This window comes from Dongia sp. (genome assembly GCF_041906375.1).
In the GTDB taxonomy this organism is placed as follows: Bacteria; Pseudomonadota; Alphaproteobacteria; order Dongiales; family Dongiaceae; genus Dongia.
This window is the reverse complement of record NZ_JAYRJJ010000004.1, coordinates 356164-373152: the sequence shown is the minus strand read 5'-3', so window position 1 is coordinate 373152 and position 16989 is coordinate 356164. Positions and strand designations below refer to the sequence as shown.

Sequence of the window (16989 nt, the reverse complement as noted above, 5' to 3'; positions counted from 1 at the left end):
CACCTTCTGGAACCGCCGCTCCTTCACCCAGGACGGCGCCGGCAAGGTCCCCGAGGGCTTCCGCTTCGCCAGCGACATCAACAGCCAGTGGCTCGATGCCGCGTCGCTCAAGAAGATGATCTGAGGAACAGGCGCGATCGCATCGACGCGCCGTTGTTCGGTCAATCGCCCGGCCGGAACAAATTTCGTGCGGCGTTCAACCAGCCGGTGCGACTTTGCCCGGCATGCGCGCTCTTCTTGAGCTCGGGGTTGAGCGACTGCGAGTAAAAATTTCGATAGGCAGCCTGGAAGGGCAGACTGAAGGATTTGGGCAGGCGGTCCAACAGGTCAATGTCGCGCAGAACTTCGGGAGCGGTAAAGCGTTTCCCCATCCTGCAGCCGACATAATATTTTCCAAATACGGGCAGTATCTCGTTCCAGAACGGCTGTTCCGCCAACTCCACGCGAGTGTCATTGCATCGCGGGGCCACTGCCGACGACGCGTGGCCGCGCCACCAGTTCAAGGCGGCCTTGGGATCGCTTGCCGGATATTTCCCAATCGATTGCCACCAGGTGTCGCCGCCGGCAGGCTTTTCGAGATCCAGAAATTTCCAGATGTCAGCGACAATCTGCTCATTGCTGCCGAGGAAATCCTCCAGCCGGACATGCAGCACCCGCTCGAGCAGGAAGCTTTCCAGAAAATGCCTAGTGTACTGAACGGCAAGCGGGACGATGTCGTGATCAAATGAATATTCCGCGCGAACGCTGTCTTTCGCCAGCCACTCGGGAAGATAACGCACACTGAAGATGATGCGCGCCTTTCCAAGGTCCGCGTGATAGTTGCAGTCGATGCTGGCGAATTTGTCCCCGAAGAAGTGCGTGACGTAGCCGGTCCGGGCCAGATGCGACTGTACTCGCCGATAGGCTTCGAGATATTCGCCGAAATCTTGAGAGAAGTAGGGCCGCAGATCAGGGTGCGCGCGCAGCAACTTCTGGCCCCACCTGGACAGCCTCTTGCCGTTCAGGTCGACCTCGCACATGACAAAAACGCCTGGGTGGCAATTGACCAGTCCGCAGAGGGAAGTCGACGCCGTCTTGGGGGCGCCGAGAATGAAAAGCAGGGTGTCAGCTTCACCTGATTGCCTGGTATTAGCCATAGACACTAAGCCTAGTACTCCTAGTGGCTGTTTTCCTTCCAGAAGAAGGCTTCACCTGCTGGTCTGTTGTCCCTCACCACGAACGCTAAAAAAGACTAACCAAGATCGGGGCCTGGTTCAATAACCCCACATATGCTGTAGAGAAAGAGCTCCATCAGCACTTACCGTTACGATCTGGCAATTGATATCCGCTGTGTAGGACGTCGCAAGCAGCGGGCCAAGTCCAGCCGATCCGAGGAAAGCATCGAGGTCAGGCCAGATTTCATCCAGCCAGATGCAGCGCCAGCTGAAGCTGCTCAATGCTACATCTGCTTCTCTGCGCTCCCCGCCATTGTTGAAAATCGTCAAAGTCAGGGCGGCTTCAGACTTGTAGTCCATGCGGCCACTCGCATGGACAGCGACCACCGCGGTGCGGAAGCCTCTGCCGGCTCTTGCCCTTGCGACAAGATTGGTGCGGCCGACCACGGCACCCATCGGGCCGGCGAAATGGACGGTATTCGGGACGACGAGCCCGACATTGCGCCAACTTGTCTGACCTTCGGTCACATCCCAATCGCCCGAGGCGCGATGCTTGGCGACCAGGTCGAACTGGGTCTTGAAGCCCTTTCGGCGGGTGCCAATACGCTCAAAGTCGGGTGTAAGGACGACCAGGGCAACGGCTTCGTTTTCCTTCACGCCTGGCAGCTCGTCGGTAAAGACCGGGCCTGCTGTCGATTTGCAATAATGGCCTTCCGCGATGCGGTTGCCCTGTGCATCAAACATATGCAGGACAAAATCCTGGTAGGCGGGATTGGCGCTGTCGCAGCTGAAACCGAAGCGCAGCATCTCGCTGTCGCGCGTTACCGGCAGGGCGTAGGGTTCGAGAAGGAAGCCGGACTGCCGCAGCTTGGCAATCTCCGCCCGCTCCTCCGCCGGCATCGGCGTGATCGGCAGTGTCGGCACGGGGACGCTTGCATGGTGATTGCCAGCAATGATGCCGTGCCCATTGGGCCCCGATTGCGGCGTCAGTGCGTACCAGTTCGATCCGCCATAGCCGGCATAGTTCCACCCCAGATAGCGCTTGCCGGCTATGTCACCGGCTGTGGAACGTACTTCTTCGATCAGCTTGTCCGGATTGCGTTCCATCTGCACATGCCGGTCGTCACATGTTGTCTCCACGCGCGCATCGGTCAGATTGCGTGCATAGTTCGGCAACGTCAGAATGACGTCTCCGCCACCCATATCAGGAACCGAAACGCGGAACTCGAACTTGTGGTCGGGCGAGCGGTTGAATTCGTGCAGCCCGTGCAACGTCGTCAGGGAATCATGCCAGAAGACGTCGCCGCAGAGGCGCAGGCGATAATGTCGTCCCCGCGTCAGAACAGGATGACTTACGAAAGCCGCAAAAGCCGCCGCTTCGGATCGCACGGGGAAATAGTCCGACAGGCGCAGGACCAGGCTCTCATTGGCACCCAGGATGCGGTAGAAATGCTTGGTGACACCGCCGCAATAGATTTCGATGCGGAACTGCAGGTTGTCCTTGATGCCGAAGAAGTGTTGAAAGTGATTGAAGAGCACAGCCTCGGCATCGTCGGCTTCGGCGGGGATGGGGAAGGTTCCCGCGCAGAATTCCCACTCCTGCGCCACCCAATGGACCGGGCGCGTACTGTCCGCAACCGCCATGCGGGCCAGCGCAAGGCGGTAGCCGGCAGCGACATCCTTGCCGCCGCAGATCACGACATCCTGTTCCAGAAAGTCGATGCCGGCCGGATTGGCCGCGCCATCGAATACGTCGGCAACATCGCAGGACGCCCATTTGAGGAGCAAATGCGGCGCCCGCTCTCGCACCATGGCAAAGAATGCTTTGTCCCCGATGACGAGCACCCGGTGCTGCTGGTCCGCAGCAACCCGCTGCAGGACGTCGTCAAGCGACTGGGACACATTGGTCATAGCCGAATGATGCTTCTTGTTCCGGTCTTTCTTGCGGGCCTTCCGCGCGCGCGGAAACAAGGTGGTCTTCAGGTTGCGAGCAAGCTTGCCAAGGTTAACCGGGATCATGGTCGCTTCCGTCCTGTAACGAGGCATTGTTGGAGTGGTTTGCACTCTGCACAATTCGGCACCCGGATCAAGTATTCGGCCAATGCGCCTGAACCAGGGTCTCAGTTCTGCGGGAGAAGCCCACCCAGCACGTCAAAAAGGGTAGTGGAAAGTCCTGGTCAAAGACAAAGGAAACTTGTCTCCAGGAGGGGGAAACTTGTCGCCAGGACAGGCTGCTCGGCGCTTTTCAGGTGACTGCGCGGCGGTTGATCCATATCCGACCTGTCGGTATCTTCCGGCAGGGGCCCAGCGGGCTTACCGGCCAGGTCGCATCCGGAGATTGCCGGCCGGTTGGAATATGAAGGGCGCCGGTGTGCCAGCGGCGCGGAAATGAGCGGAAATTGTCGAAAAACATCGTGGCTTTCATATTCGCGCGCGGTGGCTCGAAGGGGGTCCCGGGCAAGAACATCCGGCCCATTCAGGGCAAGCCGCTGATTGCCCATGCGATCGCGGCCGCACGCAATACGCCGCAGATCAGCGCGGTGGTCGTGTCCACAGACGATCCGGCGATCGCCGAAGTCGCCCGCGCGTGGGGTGCGGACGTGCCGTTCATGCGTCCGGCAGATCTTGCGGCCGACGATTCACCGGAATGGCTGGCGTGGCGGCATGCTCTCGAGCAAGTGCAGGCAGCGCGTGGGCCGATCGATCTCTTCGTTTCCGTTCCGACCGTCTGCCCGCTGCGCACCAGCCAGGATATCGCCCGGTGCATAGACCGCTTTGAACAGGGCGACGCGGACCTCGTCCTGACGGTGGTGCCGGCGCGCGCCAATCCCTATTACACGCTGATTGAAATCGATGCGGCCGACACGCCGCACCTGGTCAAGACACCGGACACCTCGCTCTCCGGTCGACAGCAGGCGCCTAAGGTCTATCAGATCGTGGCCGGCTGCTATGTGGCGCGGCCGCAATTCATCATGGAGAACATGGGCATCTGGTCGGGTCGCATGCGTACCGTGGAAATTCCCGAAGAGCACGGCGTCGATATCGACACCGAAATGGATTTCGCCTTGGCCGAACTACTCATGGCCCGACGCGTCATGGCCCAACCCGGGTAGATCGCAGAATTCCTTGAAAACGAGGCTCTGCCAATCCGCGATGCCACGCAGCACGGCAACGATCTGCTCCGATGCGGTGCCATCACCATAGGGATTCTTGGTTCCCTGGAGACGCATGCCGAGCGCATGCTCGATGGCGGCGGTGATGGCGGAACGCTGCGGCGGGCAGTCGATCACCGAACTGGCGCGCGGTCGACCATGCTGCCGGCGCCCGATATTGACGCTGGGCACATCCAGGCTCGGCGCTTCATAGAGCCCGCTCGACGAATTGCCGACCACGGCCGCGCTCAGCCGCATGAGACTCTGGAATCGCGTCGGCCCCAGCGACGCATGGCAGTAAGCGCCCCGGCGCTTTTGCGTGAAGCCGACAATCATATCGTTGATGCGTGTGCCGTCGGCATCGGCATTGGCAAAGGTGAAGACGATGCCGATTTCCGGTGCCAGGTCGCCCAGGGCCGCCAGCAGCTCTTCCATCTGGTGCGCCGTGGGGATCGGGTCCAGCGTCACCGGATGGAACGTCACCAGGAGAAAGTGCTGCGGCAGTTCGTGCCCGAGGATGCCCTCCAGCCCCTCTCTTCCGATCAACTCGGTGCGCTTGATGAAATCCACGCCGGGCGAGCCAACCTGAAAGATGCGCTCCGGCATCTCCCCGAGCTGGCGAACGCGCCGTGCCGAATCCGCGTTGGTGACGAAATGCAGGCTCGCCATCTTGGTGATCGCGTGCCGGAAGCCTTCATCCAATGCCCCATTGGTGACGTCGCCGCCACAAAGATGGGCGATGGGGATGCGTTGGACGAAGGCGGCTTGGGCAGCCGCGAAAATTTCGAAGCGGTCACCCAGCAACAGAACCATCTCGGGCCGTATGCCGGACAGGGCATCGACAAAACCCAGGACGCCGCGACCGATGGCGCGCGCCATTTCCGCGGCATTGTCATCGGGACCGAGCACCGGCACGCGCACGGCCACCGGAAAACCGTCCAGCGCAAACTGATCTACCGTGTGGCCGAATGACTGGGCCAGATGCATGCCAGTCACGGCGACCGACAGCCGGAAGGACGGCTCGGCCTGAAGAAGCCGCATGGGCCAATAGAGCAGGCTGTAATCGGCGCGGCTGCCGGAGATGACGAGAATGGAACGCTGAGCCGCCATCAGGCAGGTTCTGTGCGCAGGAGTTGAGGCGCACTCGGCAGATTGACCAACCGGGGCTGGATAGCCTCAGCCGTTTCCAGCGGCATCCGCGGACAATCCTGATACATCGGCAAGGTATGATTGAGGCGCCAGGCGGCGCGGCACATGAATCCGGCTTCCTGCACGGCTTTCAGCAAGGCGTCACGCTCGGCGACATCCCCATCTTCCAGGATGGCGGCAGCGAGCCAATAATTGCTCTTGGCGTAACTCGGCTCACGCAAGATCGATACATGGTTCATGCCCGCAAAGGCCGCTTCGTAGCGCAGCTGCAGGGCGCGCTTGGCAGCCAGACGCGCCGGGAGTTGTTCCAGCATCGCGCATCCCAATGCGGCGTTGATGTTCGGCAGGCGGTAGTTCCAGCCGATCTCGTCGTGGATGAATTCGAAGGCATGGGGGGTCTTGGCCGTCGAGGTCAAATGGCGCAGGCGCTTGCCGAGCTCCGGATCGCGGGTCAGGATCGCACCGCCGCCGCCGGTTGTAATGATCTTGTTGCCGTTGAAGCTGAGGCAGGCGATGGGCGCCAGCGAGCCGCAGGGCCGCCCCTTATAGGTGCTGCCGATAGCCTCCGCAGCATCCTCGACGACCGGTATCTTCCAGCGGTCTGCCAATTCCAGCAGCGGATCCATGTCGACCGGATGGCCGAAGCAGTGCATCGGCAGCAATGCCGCCAGCCGCCGCCCGGTCAAGCGGTTGCGCGCCCCGGCATCCGTCATTTCGGCGATATCGTCGAGATAGCCGGCAAGCTTGGCGACGTCGACGCCAAGAGATTTGGACTCGCTGTCGATGAAATGCGGCATTGCGCCGAGATGCGCGATGGCATTGTTGGTGGCGACAAATGTCAGGCTCGGCGAGAGAACTTCGTCACCCGCCGCAACGCCGATGACGCGCAGGGCCATCTCGATGGCGACCGTTCCGCTGGAAACCGCGGCGCAAGAACCGGCTCCGGTCAGGTCGACCAGCATGCTTTCGAAGCGGGAGACATAACTGCCATTGTAGGAAACCCAGCCGGTATCCAGGCAGTCTTTGACATAGGCCCACTCATTGCCGCTGAAATGCGGGTCATGCAGGCCGACCGGCCCGGCAACGCCCGGCAGCGCGGCCCGGAGGGCGGCAACGAACGCGTCGGCAAACGGCGCCCGCGGGGCCGGGCCTTCAAAGCTGGTAGCGGGTCGGGTCATATCGCTCAAGATTTTTCGAGTTGCTGAACCAGGCGATCGTCTCCTGCATGCCGCGGGCAAATCCATCGCGCCCCGCATATGCCGGCCGCCAGGACGTAATGCGCTGTGCCTTGTCGGTCGCCGCCCACAAACGTTCGACTTCGCTGCCGGTTGGGCGCAACCGTCGGTCATCGACATCGATCGCGATCGTGCGGCCCATCAACTGGGCAATGAGATTGGCGGCATCGCCGATCGATATCTCGAAGCCGGAGCCGATATTGGTGACTTCGCCGATCGCAGCGTCGGACTCCGCCACCGCGATGAAGCCGTCGACGGTGTCGCGCACATAGCAGAAGTCGCGCGTGGCGCTGAGATTGCCGAGCCGGATCGCATTCTGCCCGGCAGCGATCTGCGTGATGATTGTCGGCAGGACAGCGCGTGTCGATTGCCGTGGTCCGAAGGTGTTGAAGGGCCGGATGACCGCGACCGGCATGTCGAAACTGCGCTGGAAGGAGATCGCGAGCTGGTCAGCGCCAATCTTGGTCGCCGCGTAGGGCGATTGGGCATTGAGCGGATGAGCCTCGTCGATCGGCACATATTGGGCGGTACCGTAGACTTCGCTGGTCGACGTCTGAACGAAGCGGCTGACACCCAGTTCGCGGGCTGCCATCAGCAGGTTCAAGCTGCCGCGGATGTTCGTGTCGACATAGGAATCGGGTGCGACATAGGAGTAGGGGATGGCGATGAGGGCTGCGAGATGCTGGATGATGTCGCAGCCTTTGACGGCGGCGCGGGCGGAGCCGGGGTCGCGGATGTCGCCGGACAGGATTTCAACTTCCGAGAGCACGTCCTGCGGCAGCGAATCCAGGTGCCCGCGGGTGCCGAATGAATTGTAGAGGGCGAGGGCTCTGACGGTATAACCCTGCCGGACCATGGCTTCGGTCAGATGTGACCCGATAAAGCCGTCGGCGCCGGTGATGAGAACGCGGGCCTTGCCCATAATTCCTCTTGATATTCAATGGCTAGTGGCAGTAATGGCGGCGGAGTATAACCGTGGCAAGAAATCCAGTACAAGCGGCATCGACCGACCTGATGGGGGAGCAGAACAGGCTGTGCTGACTGACAAATCGAGCCGCGTGCAGATCATCTGCGAGGCCGGCGTAAATCATAATGGCTCGCTGGCGCGGGCGCTGGACCTTGTTGACGCTGCTGCCGAGGCAGGCGCAGATGTCGTCAAGTTTCAGACGTTTAAGGCCGAAAACCTAGTCACCGCCGCGGCGCCGAAAGCAGCTTATCAGGACCGGAACGCCCCCGAATATCGCTCGCAATACGAGATGCTGAAGGCGTTGGAGCTGGACCTGCCGGCCCACCGCGCGCTGAAGGAGCGAGCGGATGCGCGCCGGATCCAGTTTCTTTCCACCCCGTTTGATTCGGCATCTGTCAGGTTGCTGACCAGTGAAATGGGGATGAAAGTCTTAAAAGTCTCCTCCGGCGACCTGACCAATGCGCCACTGCTGTTGCAGATGGCGCAGACGGGCGTCGACCTCATCCTTTCGACCGGCATGGCGACACTGGAGGAGATCGAAGACGCCCTGGGCGTGATCGCCTTTGGCTATCTGGGCGGCGGCAGCCCGGGCCCGGGCGTCTTCCGCGCCGCGCTCGGGAGCGCGGCGGGCAGGGATATCCTGGCGCGCAAGGTCGTGTTGCTGCATTGCACGAGCGATTACCCGGCTCGCCTGGAAGACGTCAATCTTCGGGCGATGGATACCCTGGTGCAGCATTTCGGCCTGCCGATCGGTTATTCCGACCATACAGAAGGTATTCCTATCTCGATCGCGGCTGCCGCGCGTGGCGCCCGGGTCATCGAGAAGCATATGACATTGGATCGCAATCTGCCCGGGCCGGATCACAAGGCCTCGCTTGAGCCGGCAGAATTCGCCGCCATGGTCGCCGGGATCCGCGCCGTCGAACCGGCGCTGGGGGACGGCAAAAAGGCGCCAACGAAGGCCGAAATGTCGACCCGGCAGGTTGCGCGCAAGGCGATCGTCGCGGCTGCGGACATTGCGGTCGGGACGGTGTTCTCGGAACACAACCTCGTCACCAAGCGGGCCGGCGGGGGCATGGCCCCGATGCTGTTTTGGAACCTCCTCGGCCGTCCGGCCACGCGCGCCTATCGCCCGGACGACCTCGTCCTGGAGGCGCTGGATGGCTAGGGATATCGTTCTTCTCAGCAAGAAAACGATCTGGTGCCAGCATGCCGCCGATATCGCACGCAGTTTCTTTGCGGAGGCGCTGACTTGGCATGCCGGTGGCGCGGGTGACGCCCTGCCGGTCGCCGATGGCGGCCTGGCCAAGGGCAGCATCCTCGTTTCTTTCCTGTCGCCCTGGATCGTCCCGCAGCGCCTGCTCGATCAGGCGGGAGTTGCGATCAATTTTCATCCCGGTAGCCGGCACTATCCTGGAAGTGGTTGTTACAACTTCGCTATTTTCGAAGGCGCCAAGGAATTCGGCAGCGTTTGTCATCACATGGCGCGCAGCGTCGATACCGGCAGCATCATTCGGGAAGACCTGTTTCCCCTGACTGGAAGGGAAACGATCGAGCAACTCAAGCTCCGGACCATGGTGGTGATGCTGGCGCAATTCCACGAAATCATGCATACCCTGCGCGCCGGCGCGGATTTACCGAAGGCCGCCGCGGGGTGGACGAGGAAAGCCTTTACGAAACGAGACCTGAATGATCTGGCGCGCGTGACGCCGGAAATGACGGATGAAGAGGTTGGTCGGCGCGTGAGGGCCATGGCCTATCCTGGCTTCTCGGGAGCCTTCGTCGATATCGGCGGCGAGCGCTTCCAATCACCAACGCCACCCCGAGCAATTGTTGAGTAATTTGGTCGAGAACGGAATATGAAGAACTGGCGGCGGGTCCTATTGCCTATCGGCAGCTCTCTGCGTGACGCGATGGCCGTGCTCGACCAAACGTCGATGCAGATCGTCCTGGTCGTTCAGCCGGGCGACCAATTGGTTGGTACCGTTACGGATGGCGATATCCGGCGCGGCCTGCTGCGCGATCTCACCCTCTCGGCGCCGGTTGAAGCCGTCATGAATTCGCAACCGCATACAGCGGTTGAGGGGATGTCCCGGATCGAGTTGATTGAACATCTGCGTCGCAACGACCTGCGTCACCTCCCCATCGTCGATCCGAAAGGTCGCGTTGTCGGTCTTGAATCCGACACAGAGCTCTACGAGGGCATAGAGCGTGACAATTGGGTCGTGTTGATGGCCGGTGGTCTAGGGCAAAGGTTGCGACCTCTGACTGATGATGTCCCCAAGCCACTCCTTGAGGTTGGCGACCGCCCGCTGCTTGAGATCATCATTGATCGTTTTATCCTGCAGGGCTTTCGTAAGTTCTTTGTCTCGGTGAACTATCGTGCCGACATGGTTAAAGGCCACTTCGGCGACGGTGGTAAGCTGAATTGCGAAATTCGCTACTTGGAGGAACGGGAACCACTCGGTACGGCCGGTGCGATCGGCCTGCTGCCGCAGAGGCCGACCAAGCCGTTCGTCGTCATGAATGGCGACCTTCTGACCACTGTGAGCTTCGACAGCCTGGTCAACTTTCATGAACAGCATGGAGCCGACCTTACCCTCGGCGTGCGGCATTATAGCCATCAGATACCTTACGGGGTCGCCGAGATCCGCGATAACCAAGTCATCGATATTGTAGAAAAGCCGAACCACGACTGCTTCATTTCCGGGGGCATCTATGTCTTGTCCCCGAATTTGTTGTCGGAATTGCAGCCGGCCCGTCACATTGACATGCCGGATTTAGTGCGCAAGCTGATCGGCGCGAAGCGCCGTGTCTCAGCTTATCCGGTGACGGAGTACTGGATCGATGTAGGTCGGATCGAAGATTTGGAGCGCGCGCGAAGCGATGTTTACCACATGGGCTGATCTCTGAGCTATGTGGTCGCTGGGTTAGGATTTGGTTCGTTCAGATAGAGATCAATTGGATAAGAATGTCGCCACCGTTTCCATATAAGTTGCCAGCGCCGATGGACATTTACAGCGACCGGCACGTTCCAGTCGCCGGCTTGCGGCAATCGGTGCGGAATGCCGCATATCTATCACTCCTTGCGGCCGATGCCTTCATTGGTCGGCTGGATTCGGTTGCGGCTAAGATTGCGAGAAGCATCGACTGGACCAATTGGCAACCCGGTCGGCCGACTGTCCTTTGCCTGCAGCGGGCCACCTTCATCAAAGACATTGGCGAGATGCGTTTGCACTGTGACATTAACTTCGTCACATTGCCGACCACCATCGTCAAGACCGCACAAGAGCTTTGGATACCTCCTGAGTGGCGGATGCAGAGTTACTTCACACGGTTTGTCGACGAAGAGCTCGCGGCATATCTTCCCTATCTGGAGCGATTTGGCGAAGCTCTCCTAAGAGCTGCAGGCAAAACGCATCCGATCGACGCCATTCTCGCCGCCAACACGGACTACTGGCAAGACGAAGCACTACGTCGCGGCGCGAGTCGTCTCGGCCTACCATTTCTCGTTCTGTGCCGGGAGAACTATACTATCAAGCAGGACCAAGCGAACGTCCTCAATCACTATAAGAAAGCGAGGTTTCGCTACACAGGAACCGCCGTTGCGGTCTATTCGAATACGACCCGTGACGTGATGAAGATGATGGGAGCCTATCCCGAGAATTCGGTTTGGGTCACCGGCGCTCCGCGTTTCGATAGATGGCGCGAGATCAAGTACATACCGCTACATGAACGCGATTGCGTGACGCTGCTTTCATATGCCTACCCCATTTATGAGGCGACTGAAAATTTCCGCGAAGCGGCGTCAATTTTTGCAGAAATGGCGAATAAACGGCCGGATCTTCGATTCGTGCTGAAGCTGAAGAAGGACAATGAGGCTGCCGATGCGCTGGCGCTGTGCCCACAGCTGAAGCAATCGCGCGTGGAGTTCGTTGCGGATTGGCCCCTCTTTGATTTGCTGCCGCGATCACGCGCCGTCATCGGCTGCAATTCACTGGCGGTTGCCGAAGCTCTGTTGGCTGATACGGCCGTCATCGTGCCGGCCTGGCGCGATGCGCTCGCAAATAGCAATACCTGCCTATATCACTACTCCGTTCCGGCCCATCAGAAATGCATTTATTTCCCGCGATCGGCGCAGGACTTCAGCGATCTATTGGAAAAGGCTGTGCGTGCCGAACTGCCGTCATCAGGAACGGCCATGGATCGTCGGGCCTGCTTTGCCGAGCATTTGCATTCCGACGAAAATGAAAGTTCGTCCGTGCTCGTCGAGCGCTTTATCCGGCACTATATCAGCCAAAAGAAATAGCTGACTTTCAGCTGGCGCCCTGCTGCCACGGCGTAAAGCGCAGCTGCCATTTCCCATTCTCGCGCTTCCACAAATGGGGCGACCTGAACTGGTCGCACAGATCGTGGAAATGCTCCGGCTTCATGTCGATATGATCCATGATCTCCTGGAAATTCCGGCTCGGAAACTCGCCGTCGAACCTCTGCACCAGGGCAATGCCTTCCTCGCGCGTAAGGTGCCTGTTGCGGATCTCCTGCGAAGCATCGTAGGTCGCGCGACCGAGGCCAAATTTGATATAGGTTGTCCAGTAATGAAGGCCGTCGATCTTGTCGTCCAGACTGTTGTATTTGCTGTACGTGCCCTCAGTCCGGAACGGATTGGCGTGGAACCCGCAATGCTCCACGGCGTGATAGTAAGTCTCCTGTGGGGTCCAGGGCAGGTAGTACCCGAGGTAGTGGACCTCAATCTGCTTGTTGGTGAGCTCGTCCGCGGAAATAGGCAAGTAGGTCTTGAGGTCGGCTAGCGTGACATCATTGCGCGTGAGCAGTTCCTTCACGGAAACACCACCCAGATACATCTCGTCGAGATGCTGATAGGTGTAATAGGACTTGTCGCGCAGAGAGCTGAGGTTGTCGCCAATCGGGTTTCCATATTCGGCTTCATTCTCACCATAAAAGACGAGTGGCACGTCAAAGCGGGCAGCCAGCTTCGGTGCAATGTTCTTTTGGCCGATAATGAAGCTTTGGAAGGGATGCAGCAGATTCTCGATGGAAAGCCGAGTCAGCAGACGATGGACACGACCGTTCGGCTTGAACGTGACATTGTCAAAGCCGCCGATTTCCAGCCAATTGCGGAAATTACGCAAACCGATATCAGTGTAGAGGATCGGTGGCCACGTTACGGTCAGCGGGTTCATGCCGTATTTGTAACGCAGGACATGAGCCGCGTAGACGCTGTCTTTGCCGCCGGAACCCGGCACGATGCAATCGTAACCACCATCGGTGCGCCGATGCTTGTCGAGGAGTTTGAGCAGTTGCTCTTCGCGCGCTGTCCAATCGACCTGCTGAGATCTCTTCCATTCATTCCAGCGACACGCATCGCATACGCCATCTGCATCTATCTTGAGCGTGGGTGTGATACGCGCTCTGGTATGTTTGAATTCCGGGTAGGATGATGGTCGCTGATTGGACATGAGGCAGCGTTTGCAGAAGACGACTTCTTTAGGCAGGCCGAAATATGCTTCATGGTTGTTACCGACCTGGCTCATCATTTGCCCCTTGCAGCTTTAATCAGGGCGGACAAGGAGCGATAAAGCTGCAAGCCGACTTCGCCACTGCGTTCCGGATGAAACTGAAAGCCGATGACATTTCGCCGACGCACCGCTGCACAGAAATTCAATGGTCCAAACTGTGATTTGGCCAAGATGTCCTCATCCTGACGCGGTTTGACGAAGTAAGAGTGAACGAAGTAGAAGCGGGTTCCTGGCTTGGTCGATTGTAAGGGTGTTGCCTCCCAAGCTCCGGCCGCAGCCGGCACGACACCGCTCCAACCCACATTCGGAATGGGGATCAAGCGCCCGTTGCCGCCATCGAGCTCTGGCAATCGATCCGCACTGCCGGCGATCAGGCCCAAGCCATCGGTGTGGTCGAACTCCGTCGAACTCTCCATCAGCAATTGCATGCCGAGGCAGATGCCGACAACCAGTCGACCACTGTGCGCGACGTCTTTTACCGCAGACACGAGGTCGCGCTGCTTGAGAACGGACATGGCGCGGGGGAAGCCGCCGACGCCCGGCAAAATGATGGCATCCGCTGCACTGACTTCCTTGGCCGTCTGCGCGACGAATGCGTCGATGCCTGTGACGCGACAAGCCTGCTTGACGCTAAATAGATTGCCCAAATCGAAATCGACGATGGCAACGCGCGGTGTAGTGTCAGCCATGCGTGCGCATCTCCTGAAGCCGTGCTTTGATGCCCGCGCGCGCCAATCCACCCTTGAGATCCGTGATGCTCATATCATCGACCAGCTTGAAGCCTTCCATGCGCCGGTGGCGCAGAAATTCGACATTGCCTTCGTCAGGAAAGGCGGTGAGGTCCACGTCGATGGATTTCACCGCGCAATAGTGCAGCATCGATGCAATTGCCACGGCATCGCATTTTCCAGCTTTGACAACGTCTACGACATGCTGCACTGAACCGGCGCCGCCGTGAGCAATCACCGGGATGGGAACGGCCTCGGCCACCCGGCGCGTCAGTTCCAAATCGAAGCCACGACCCGTTCCTTCGCGATCGACCGACGTAATCACGATCTCACCAGCACCGAGGGCTGCTGCCTGCTTTGCCCAGGAAAATGCATCGACGCCGGTATGCTCGCGTCCGCAATTGGTGAAGCAGAGATAGGATCCGTCACCTTGTCGGATTGCTTCGATGGCGACCACGATCGTGGAGGAGCCAAACTCCTCAGCCGCCTCTCGAATGAAGTCCGGCCGGGCAATAGCTGCCGTATTGATGGCAACTTTGTCTGCACCGGCGCGCAAAACCTTGCGGATATCCTCCTGCTTGCGAATGCCGCCGCCCACACAAAGCGGTACAAAAACATCGCGCGCGGTCCGTTCGACGATATCGAGCAAGCTATTGCGTCCCAGAAGGCTGGCGACGGTATCCATGTAAAACAGTTCGTCGGCGCCATCTTCGTAGTACCGCTTGGCAAAGGTCTCTGGGCGGCCGAGAACGCGAAGTCCCTCGAGATGGATGCCCTTCACGAGATTTGGCCCCTTGATATCAAGGCGAGCGATAACGCGGAATGGCATGAAAAACCTGATAAAATGCATGACAGGGTTGGCAACCGAATAAACCGGCCCCCCAACCCTGTCAATAGCAAAGCAAAGCCTTCCCTGTGAAGCAAATATTTGATTTAGTTAGGTAACCTGTCGATTCTCGGGATCCGGAATGACCCGAAACAAAATGAGGCCCTATGTCCGAATTTCTCAACCGCATTCTCACATCCGAACGTCTCAAATGTATCGACGTGGGCGCGCGAGGGGGTGTTCAAAACACTTGGAAGCCATTCAAGCATCTGATGGAAATGGACGCCTTCGAACCCGATGCCGTTGCCTGCGAACGGGAGCGTGCCGCCGGCCGTCCTGGCGAGCATTGGTATCCAGTCGGCCTTGGCGCCAGGACCGGCAAGACAAAGCTCTACGTGCTGAAGAAGCCCTCGGGCAGTTCGCTCTACCCGCCCAATCCCGCGGTGATGCAGCAATTCGCCCCGGGCGACATGTGCGATCTGGATCGTGTGCTCGACATTGATGTCATGGCTCTCAGCGATTTCATCGATAGCTACAAGAGACCGCTACCAAATCTTATCAAGCTCGACATTCAGGGGGCGGAACTCGATGTCCTGCGATCCATGCGTGACGAGCATTGGGGCGACCTTCTTGCCTTGCAGGTCGAGGTCGAATTCATCGATTACTATATTGGCCAGCCACTGTTTGCGGACGTTGACGCTTTCGTGAAATCAAAGGGTTTCCTGCTTTTTGATCTGCTGCCCAACCGCTACTACCGCGTTAAGGGTGGCGAGGCGAACCACTATCTCAAGAAGTACCTCAATATTCACCTCAACCGCCGAGATATCTCCTGCCGGATGGTGGCCGGAGATGCACTTTACATGCGCCGGCCGGAAACGATCCTTGCCCAGGCAGATGTTACCGTCTGTGCCAAGTATTTTGCGATCCTGGTTGCCTATCGTTGCCTTGACGAAGCTCTGTGGTTCGTTGAGGAGATGCTGGGGCGGGAGATCATCGATCAAACCGACGCAGCGTCGCTGATCGATTTTGTCCGCAGCGTGGCGCCTCGGCCCGTTTTCCGCCAACGGGCGGACAAGGTCGGCAAGTTCTTCAGAAAATGGGGCAAGCGTCTGGGGATCGGTCGCGCGCGAAAAATCGACTATTGGATGGATCGAAGCTGGGACTATTGACCGGTTGAAACAAGAAGGTCAGGCGAGGCAATACAATGGCATTTGTCGAATTAGGTCGGTCCGGTTTGCAGGTTTCAAGGCTCTGCTTTGGCGGCAATGTGTTCGGCTGGACGATTGACGAGGCGACGTCGCACTTCCTGCTCGACGGCTTTGTCGATGCCGGTTTCAACTTCATCGACACCGCCGATGCCTATTCGAAATGGCATGAGGGTAACAAGGGCGGGGAGTCGGAGACCATCATCGGGCGCTGGCTGAAGAGCCGCGGCAATCGCGACAAGGTCGTGATCGCGACGAAGGTCGGCTCCGACATGGGCGGTGGCGAGAAGGGCCTGTCCAAGGCCTATATCCACCGCGCCGTGGAACGTTCCCTTCAGCGCCTGCAGACCGACTATATCGATCTCTACCAATCGCATTGGGATGATCTGGAAACGCCGGTCGAGGAGACGCTCTCGGCTTATGCCGACCTCATCAAGGCGGGCAAGGTGCGGGTGATCGGCGCCTCCAATTTCAGCCCGGCGCGGCTCAATGCAGCGCTCAAAGCCCATGAGCGCGACGGCTTGCCGCGCTATGAATGCCTGCAGCCGGAATATAACCTGTGCGAGCGCGCCGGTTTCGAGGCGGAACTCGCCGGCATCTGCCGGCAGCAGAAGATCGGCGTCATCACCTATTTCTCGCTGGCGGGCGGGTTCCTCACCGGCAAGTACCGGACCAAGGCGGATCTCGCCAAGTCTGCGCGCGGCAGCGATGCCGAGAAATATCTCGACGCCCGCGGCCAACGCATCCTGGCAGCGCTCGACGAGGTCGCGGCGCAATACAAGGCGACGCCGGCACGCGTGGCGATCGCATGGCTGCTCGCTCAGCCGGTGGTGACGGCCCCCATCGCCAGCGCCACCTCGTCCGCCCAACTGGCGGAACTGTCCGCGGCCGCGTCGCTGCAGCTTGGCGCCGAGGCCGTCGCTCGCCTCAGCGCGGCAAGTGCCCCGGCAATATGAGGGCGCCGTGAAAGTTGCGTGACGGGCCAATTCATATGACCAAAGGCGCATTGACCGCGGCTCTGGATGCCGAGATG

15 protein-coding genes are annotated in these 16989 nt (G+C 59.4%); 7 read left to right on the top strand and 8 right to left on the bottom strand.

Features of this window, described 5'->3' with window-relative positions; all coding sequences use genetic code 11:
• Positions 1–161: 161 nt before the first annotated feature.
• Positions 162–1136 (bottom strand): hypothetical protein, encoded by a 975-nt coding sequence (locus ACE3OA_RS15585; protein ID WP_374312315.1) that lies wholly within the window; start codon positions 1134–1136, stop codon positions 162–164.
• 117 nt (positions 1137–1253) lie between these two features.
• Positions 1254–3173 carry a hypothetical protein gene (locus tag ACE3OA_RS15580; RefSeq protein ID WP_374312313.1) on the bottom strand — a complete coding sequence of 640 codons (1920 nt, stop codon included), beginning with the start codon at positions 3171–3173 and terminating at the stop codon, positions 1254–1256.
• A gap of 350 nt (positions 3174–3523) precedes the next feature.
• Here ACE3OA_RS15580 and ACE3OA_RS15575 point away from each other — a divergent pair, with 350 nt between their 5' ends.
• Positions 3524–4267, top strand: a complete 744-nt coding sequence (locus ACE3OA_RS15575) for a cytidylyltransferase domain-containing protein (protein ID WP_374312311.1) — start codon at positions 3524–3526, stop codon at positions 4265–4267.
• Here ACE3OA_RS15575 and neuC read toward each other — a convergent pair.
• The 3 genes from neuC to ACE3OA_RS15560 are packed head-to-tail and all read right to left on the bottom strand — an operon-like array spanning position 4229 to position 7612.
• Entirely contained in the window at positions 4229–5416 is a 1188-nt protein-coding gene (gene neuC, locus ACE3OA_RS15570; RefSeq protein WP_374312309.1) for a UDP-N-acetylglucosamine 2-epimerase, read from the bottom strand. The genes ACE3OA_RS15575 and neuC overlap by 39 nt on opposite strands.
• Positions 5416–6633, bottom strand: coding sequence for a LegC family aminotransferase (locus ACE3OA_RS15565; RefSeq protein WP_374312307.1), 1218 nt, complete (start codon positions 6631–6633; stop codon positions 5416–5418). The genes neuC and ACE3OA_RS15565 overlap by 1 nt, the downstream gene beginning before the upstream one ends.
• Positions 6608–7612: an NAD-dependent 4,6-dehydratase LegB gene (locus ACE3OA_RS15560; RefSeq protein WP_374312305.1), complete on the bottom strand. Its 1005-nt coding sequence runs from the start codon at positions 7610–7612 to the stop codon at positions 6608–6610. Before ACE3OA_RS15560 ends, ACE3OA_RS15565 begins: the two co-directional genes overlap by 26 nt.
• A 112-nt stretch (positions 7613–7724) precedes the next feature.
• Between ACE3OA_RS15560 and neuB the strand changes: the two genes are divergently transcribed.
• The 4 genes from neuB to ACE3OA_RS15540 all read left to right on the top strand — a co-directional run bounded on the left by neuB (position 7725) and on the right by ACE3OA_RS15540 (position 11966).
• Complete coding sequence (neuB, locus tag ACE3OA_RS15555; RefSeq protein ID WP_374312303.1) at positions 7725–8825, top strand: N-acetylneuraminate synthase; 1101 nt, start codon at positions 7725–7727, stop codon at positions 8823–8825.
• A complete protein-coding gene (locus tag ACE3OA_RS15550; protein WP_374312301.1) occupies positions 8818–9498 on the top strand; it encodes a formyltransferase family protein in 681 nt (226 codons plus the stop codon). Before neuB ends, ACE3OA_RS15550 begins: the two co-directional genes overlap by 8 nt.
• 18 nt (positions 9499–9516) lie before the next feature.
• Complete coding sequence (locus ACE3OA_RS15545) at positions 9517–10563, top strand: nucleotidyltransferase family protein (protein WP_374312299.1); 1047 nt, start codon at positions 9517–9519, stop codon at positions 10561–10563.
• 65 nt (positions 10564–10628) lie between these two features.
• Complete coding sequence (locus ACE3OA_RS15540) at positions 10629–11966, top strand: hypothetical protein (protein ID WP_374312297.1); 1338 nt, start codon at positions 10629–10631, stop codon at positions 11964–11966.
• 7 nt (positions 11967–11973) lie between these two features.
• Here ACE3OA_RS15540 and ACE3OA_RS15535 read toward each other — a convergent pair whose 3' ends face one another.
• From ACE3OA_RS15535 to hisF, 3 genes are read right to left on the bottom strand one after another with little or no spacing between them, the layout of a single operon-like run.
• Positions 11974–13215 carry an N-acetyl sugar amidotransferase gene (locus ACE3OA_RS15535; RefSeq protein ID WP_374312295.1) on the bottom strand — a complete coding sequence of 414 codons (1242 nt, stop codon included), beginning with the start codon at positions 13213–13215 and terminating at the stop codon, positions 11974–11976.
• Entirely contained in the window at positions 13212–13886 is a 675-nt protein-coding gene (gene hisH / locus ACE3OA_RS15530) for an imidazole glycerol phosphate synthase subunit HisH (RefSeq protein ID WP_374312293.1), read from the bottom strand. Before hisH ends, ACE3OA_RS15535 begins: the two co-directional genes overlap by 4 nt.
• The gene (gene hisF / locus ACE3OA_RS15525) at positions 13879–14775 is read right to left on the bottom strand and encodes an imidazole glycerol phosphate synthase subunit HisF (RefSeq protein WP_374312292.1); all 897 of its coding nucleotides are present in this window, start codon (positions 14773–14775) and stop codon (positions 13879–13881) included. The genes hisH and hisF overlap by 8 nt, the downstream gene beginning before the upstream one ends.
• Positions 14776–14918: 143 nt before the next feature.
• Here hisF and ACE3OA_RS15520 point away from each other — a divergent pair, with 143 nt between their 5' ends.
• On the top strand, positions 14919–15920 hold the full coding sequence (locus ACE3OA_RS15520; protein ID WP_374312290.1) for an FkbM family methyltransferase: 1002 nt from the start codon (positions 14919–14921) through the stop codon (positions 15918–15920).
• A gap of 35 nt (positions 15921–15955) precedes the next feature.
• On the top strand, positions 15956–16912 hold the full coding sequence (locus tag ACE3OA_RS15515) for an aldo/keto reductase (RefSeq protein WP_374312288.1): 957 nt from the start codon (positions 15956–15958) through the stop codon (positions 16910–16912).
• The last annotated feature ends 77 nt before the right edge of the window (positions 16913–16989 follow it).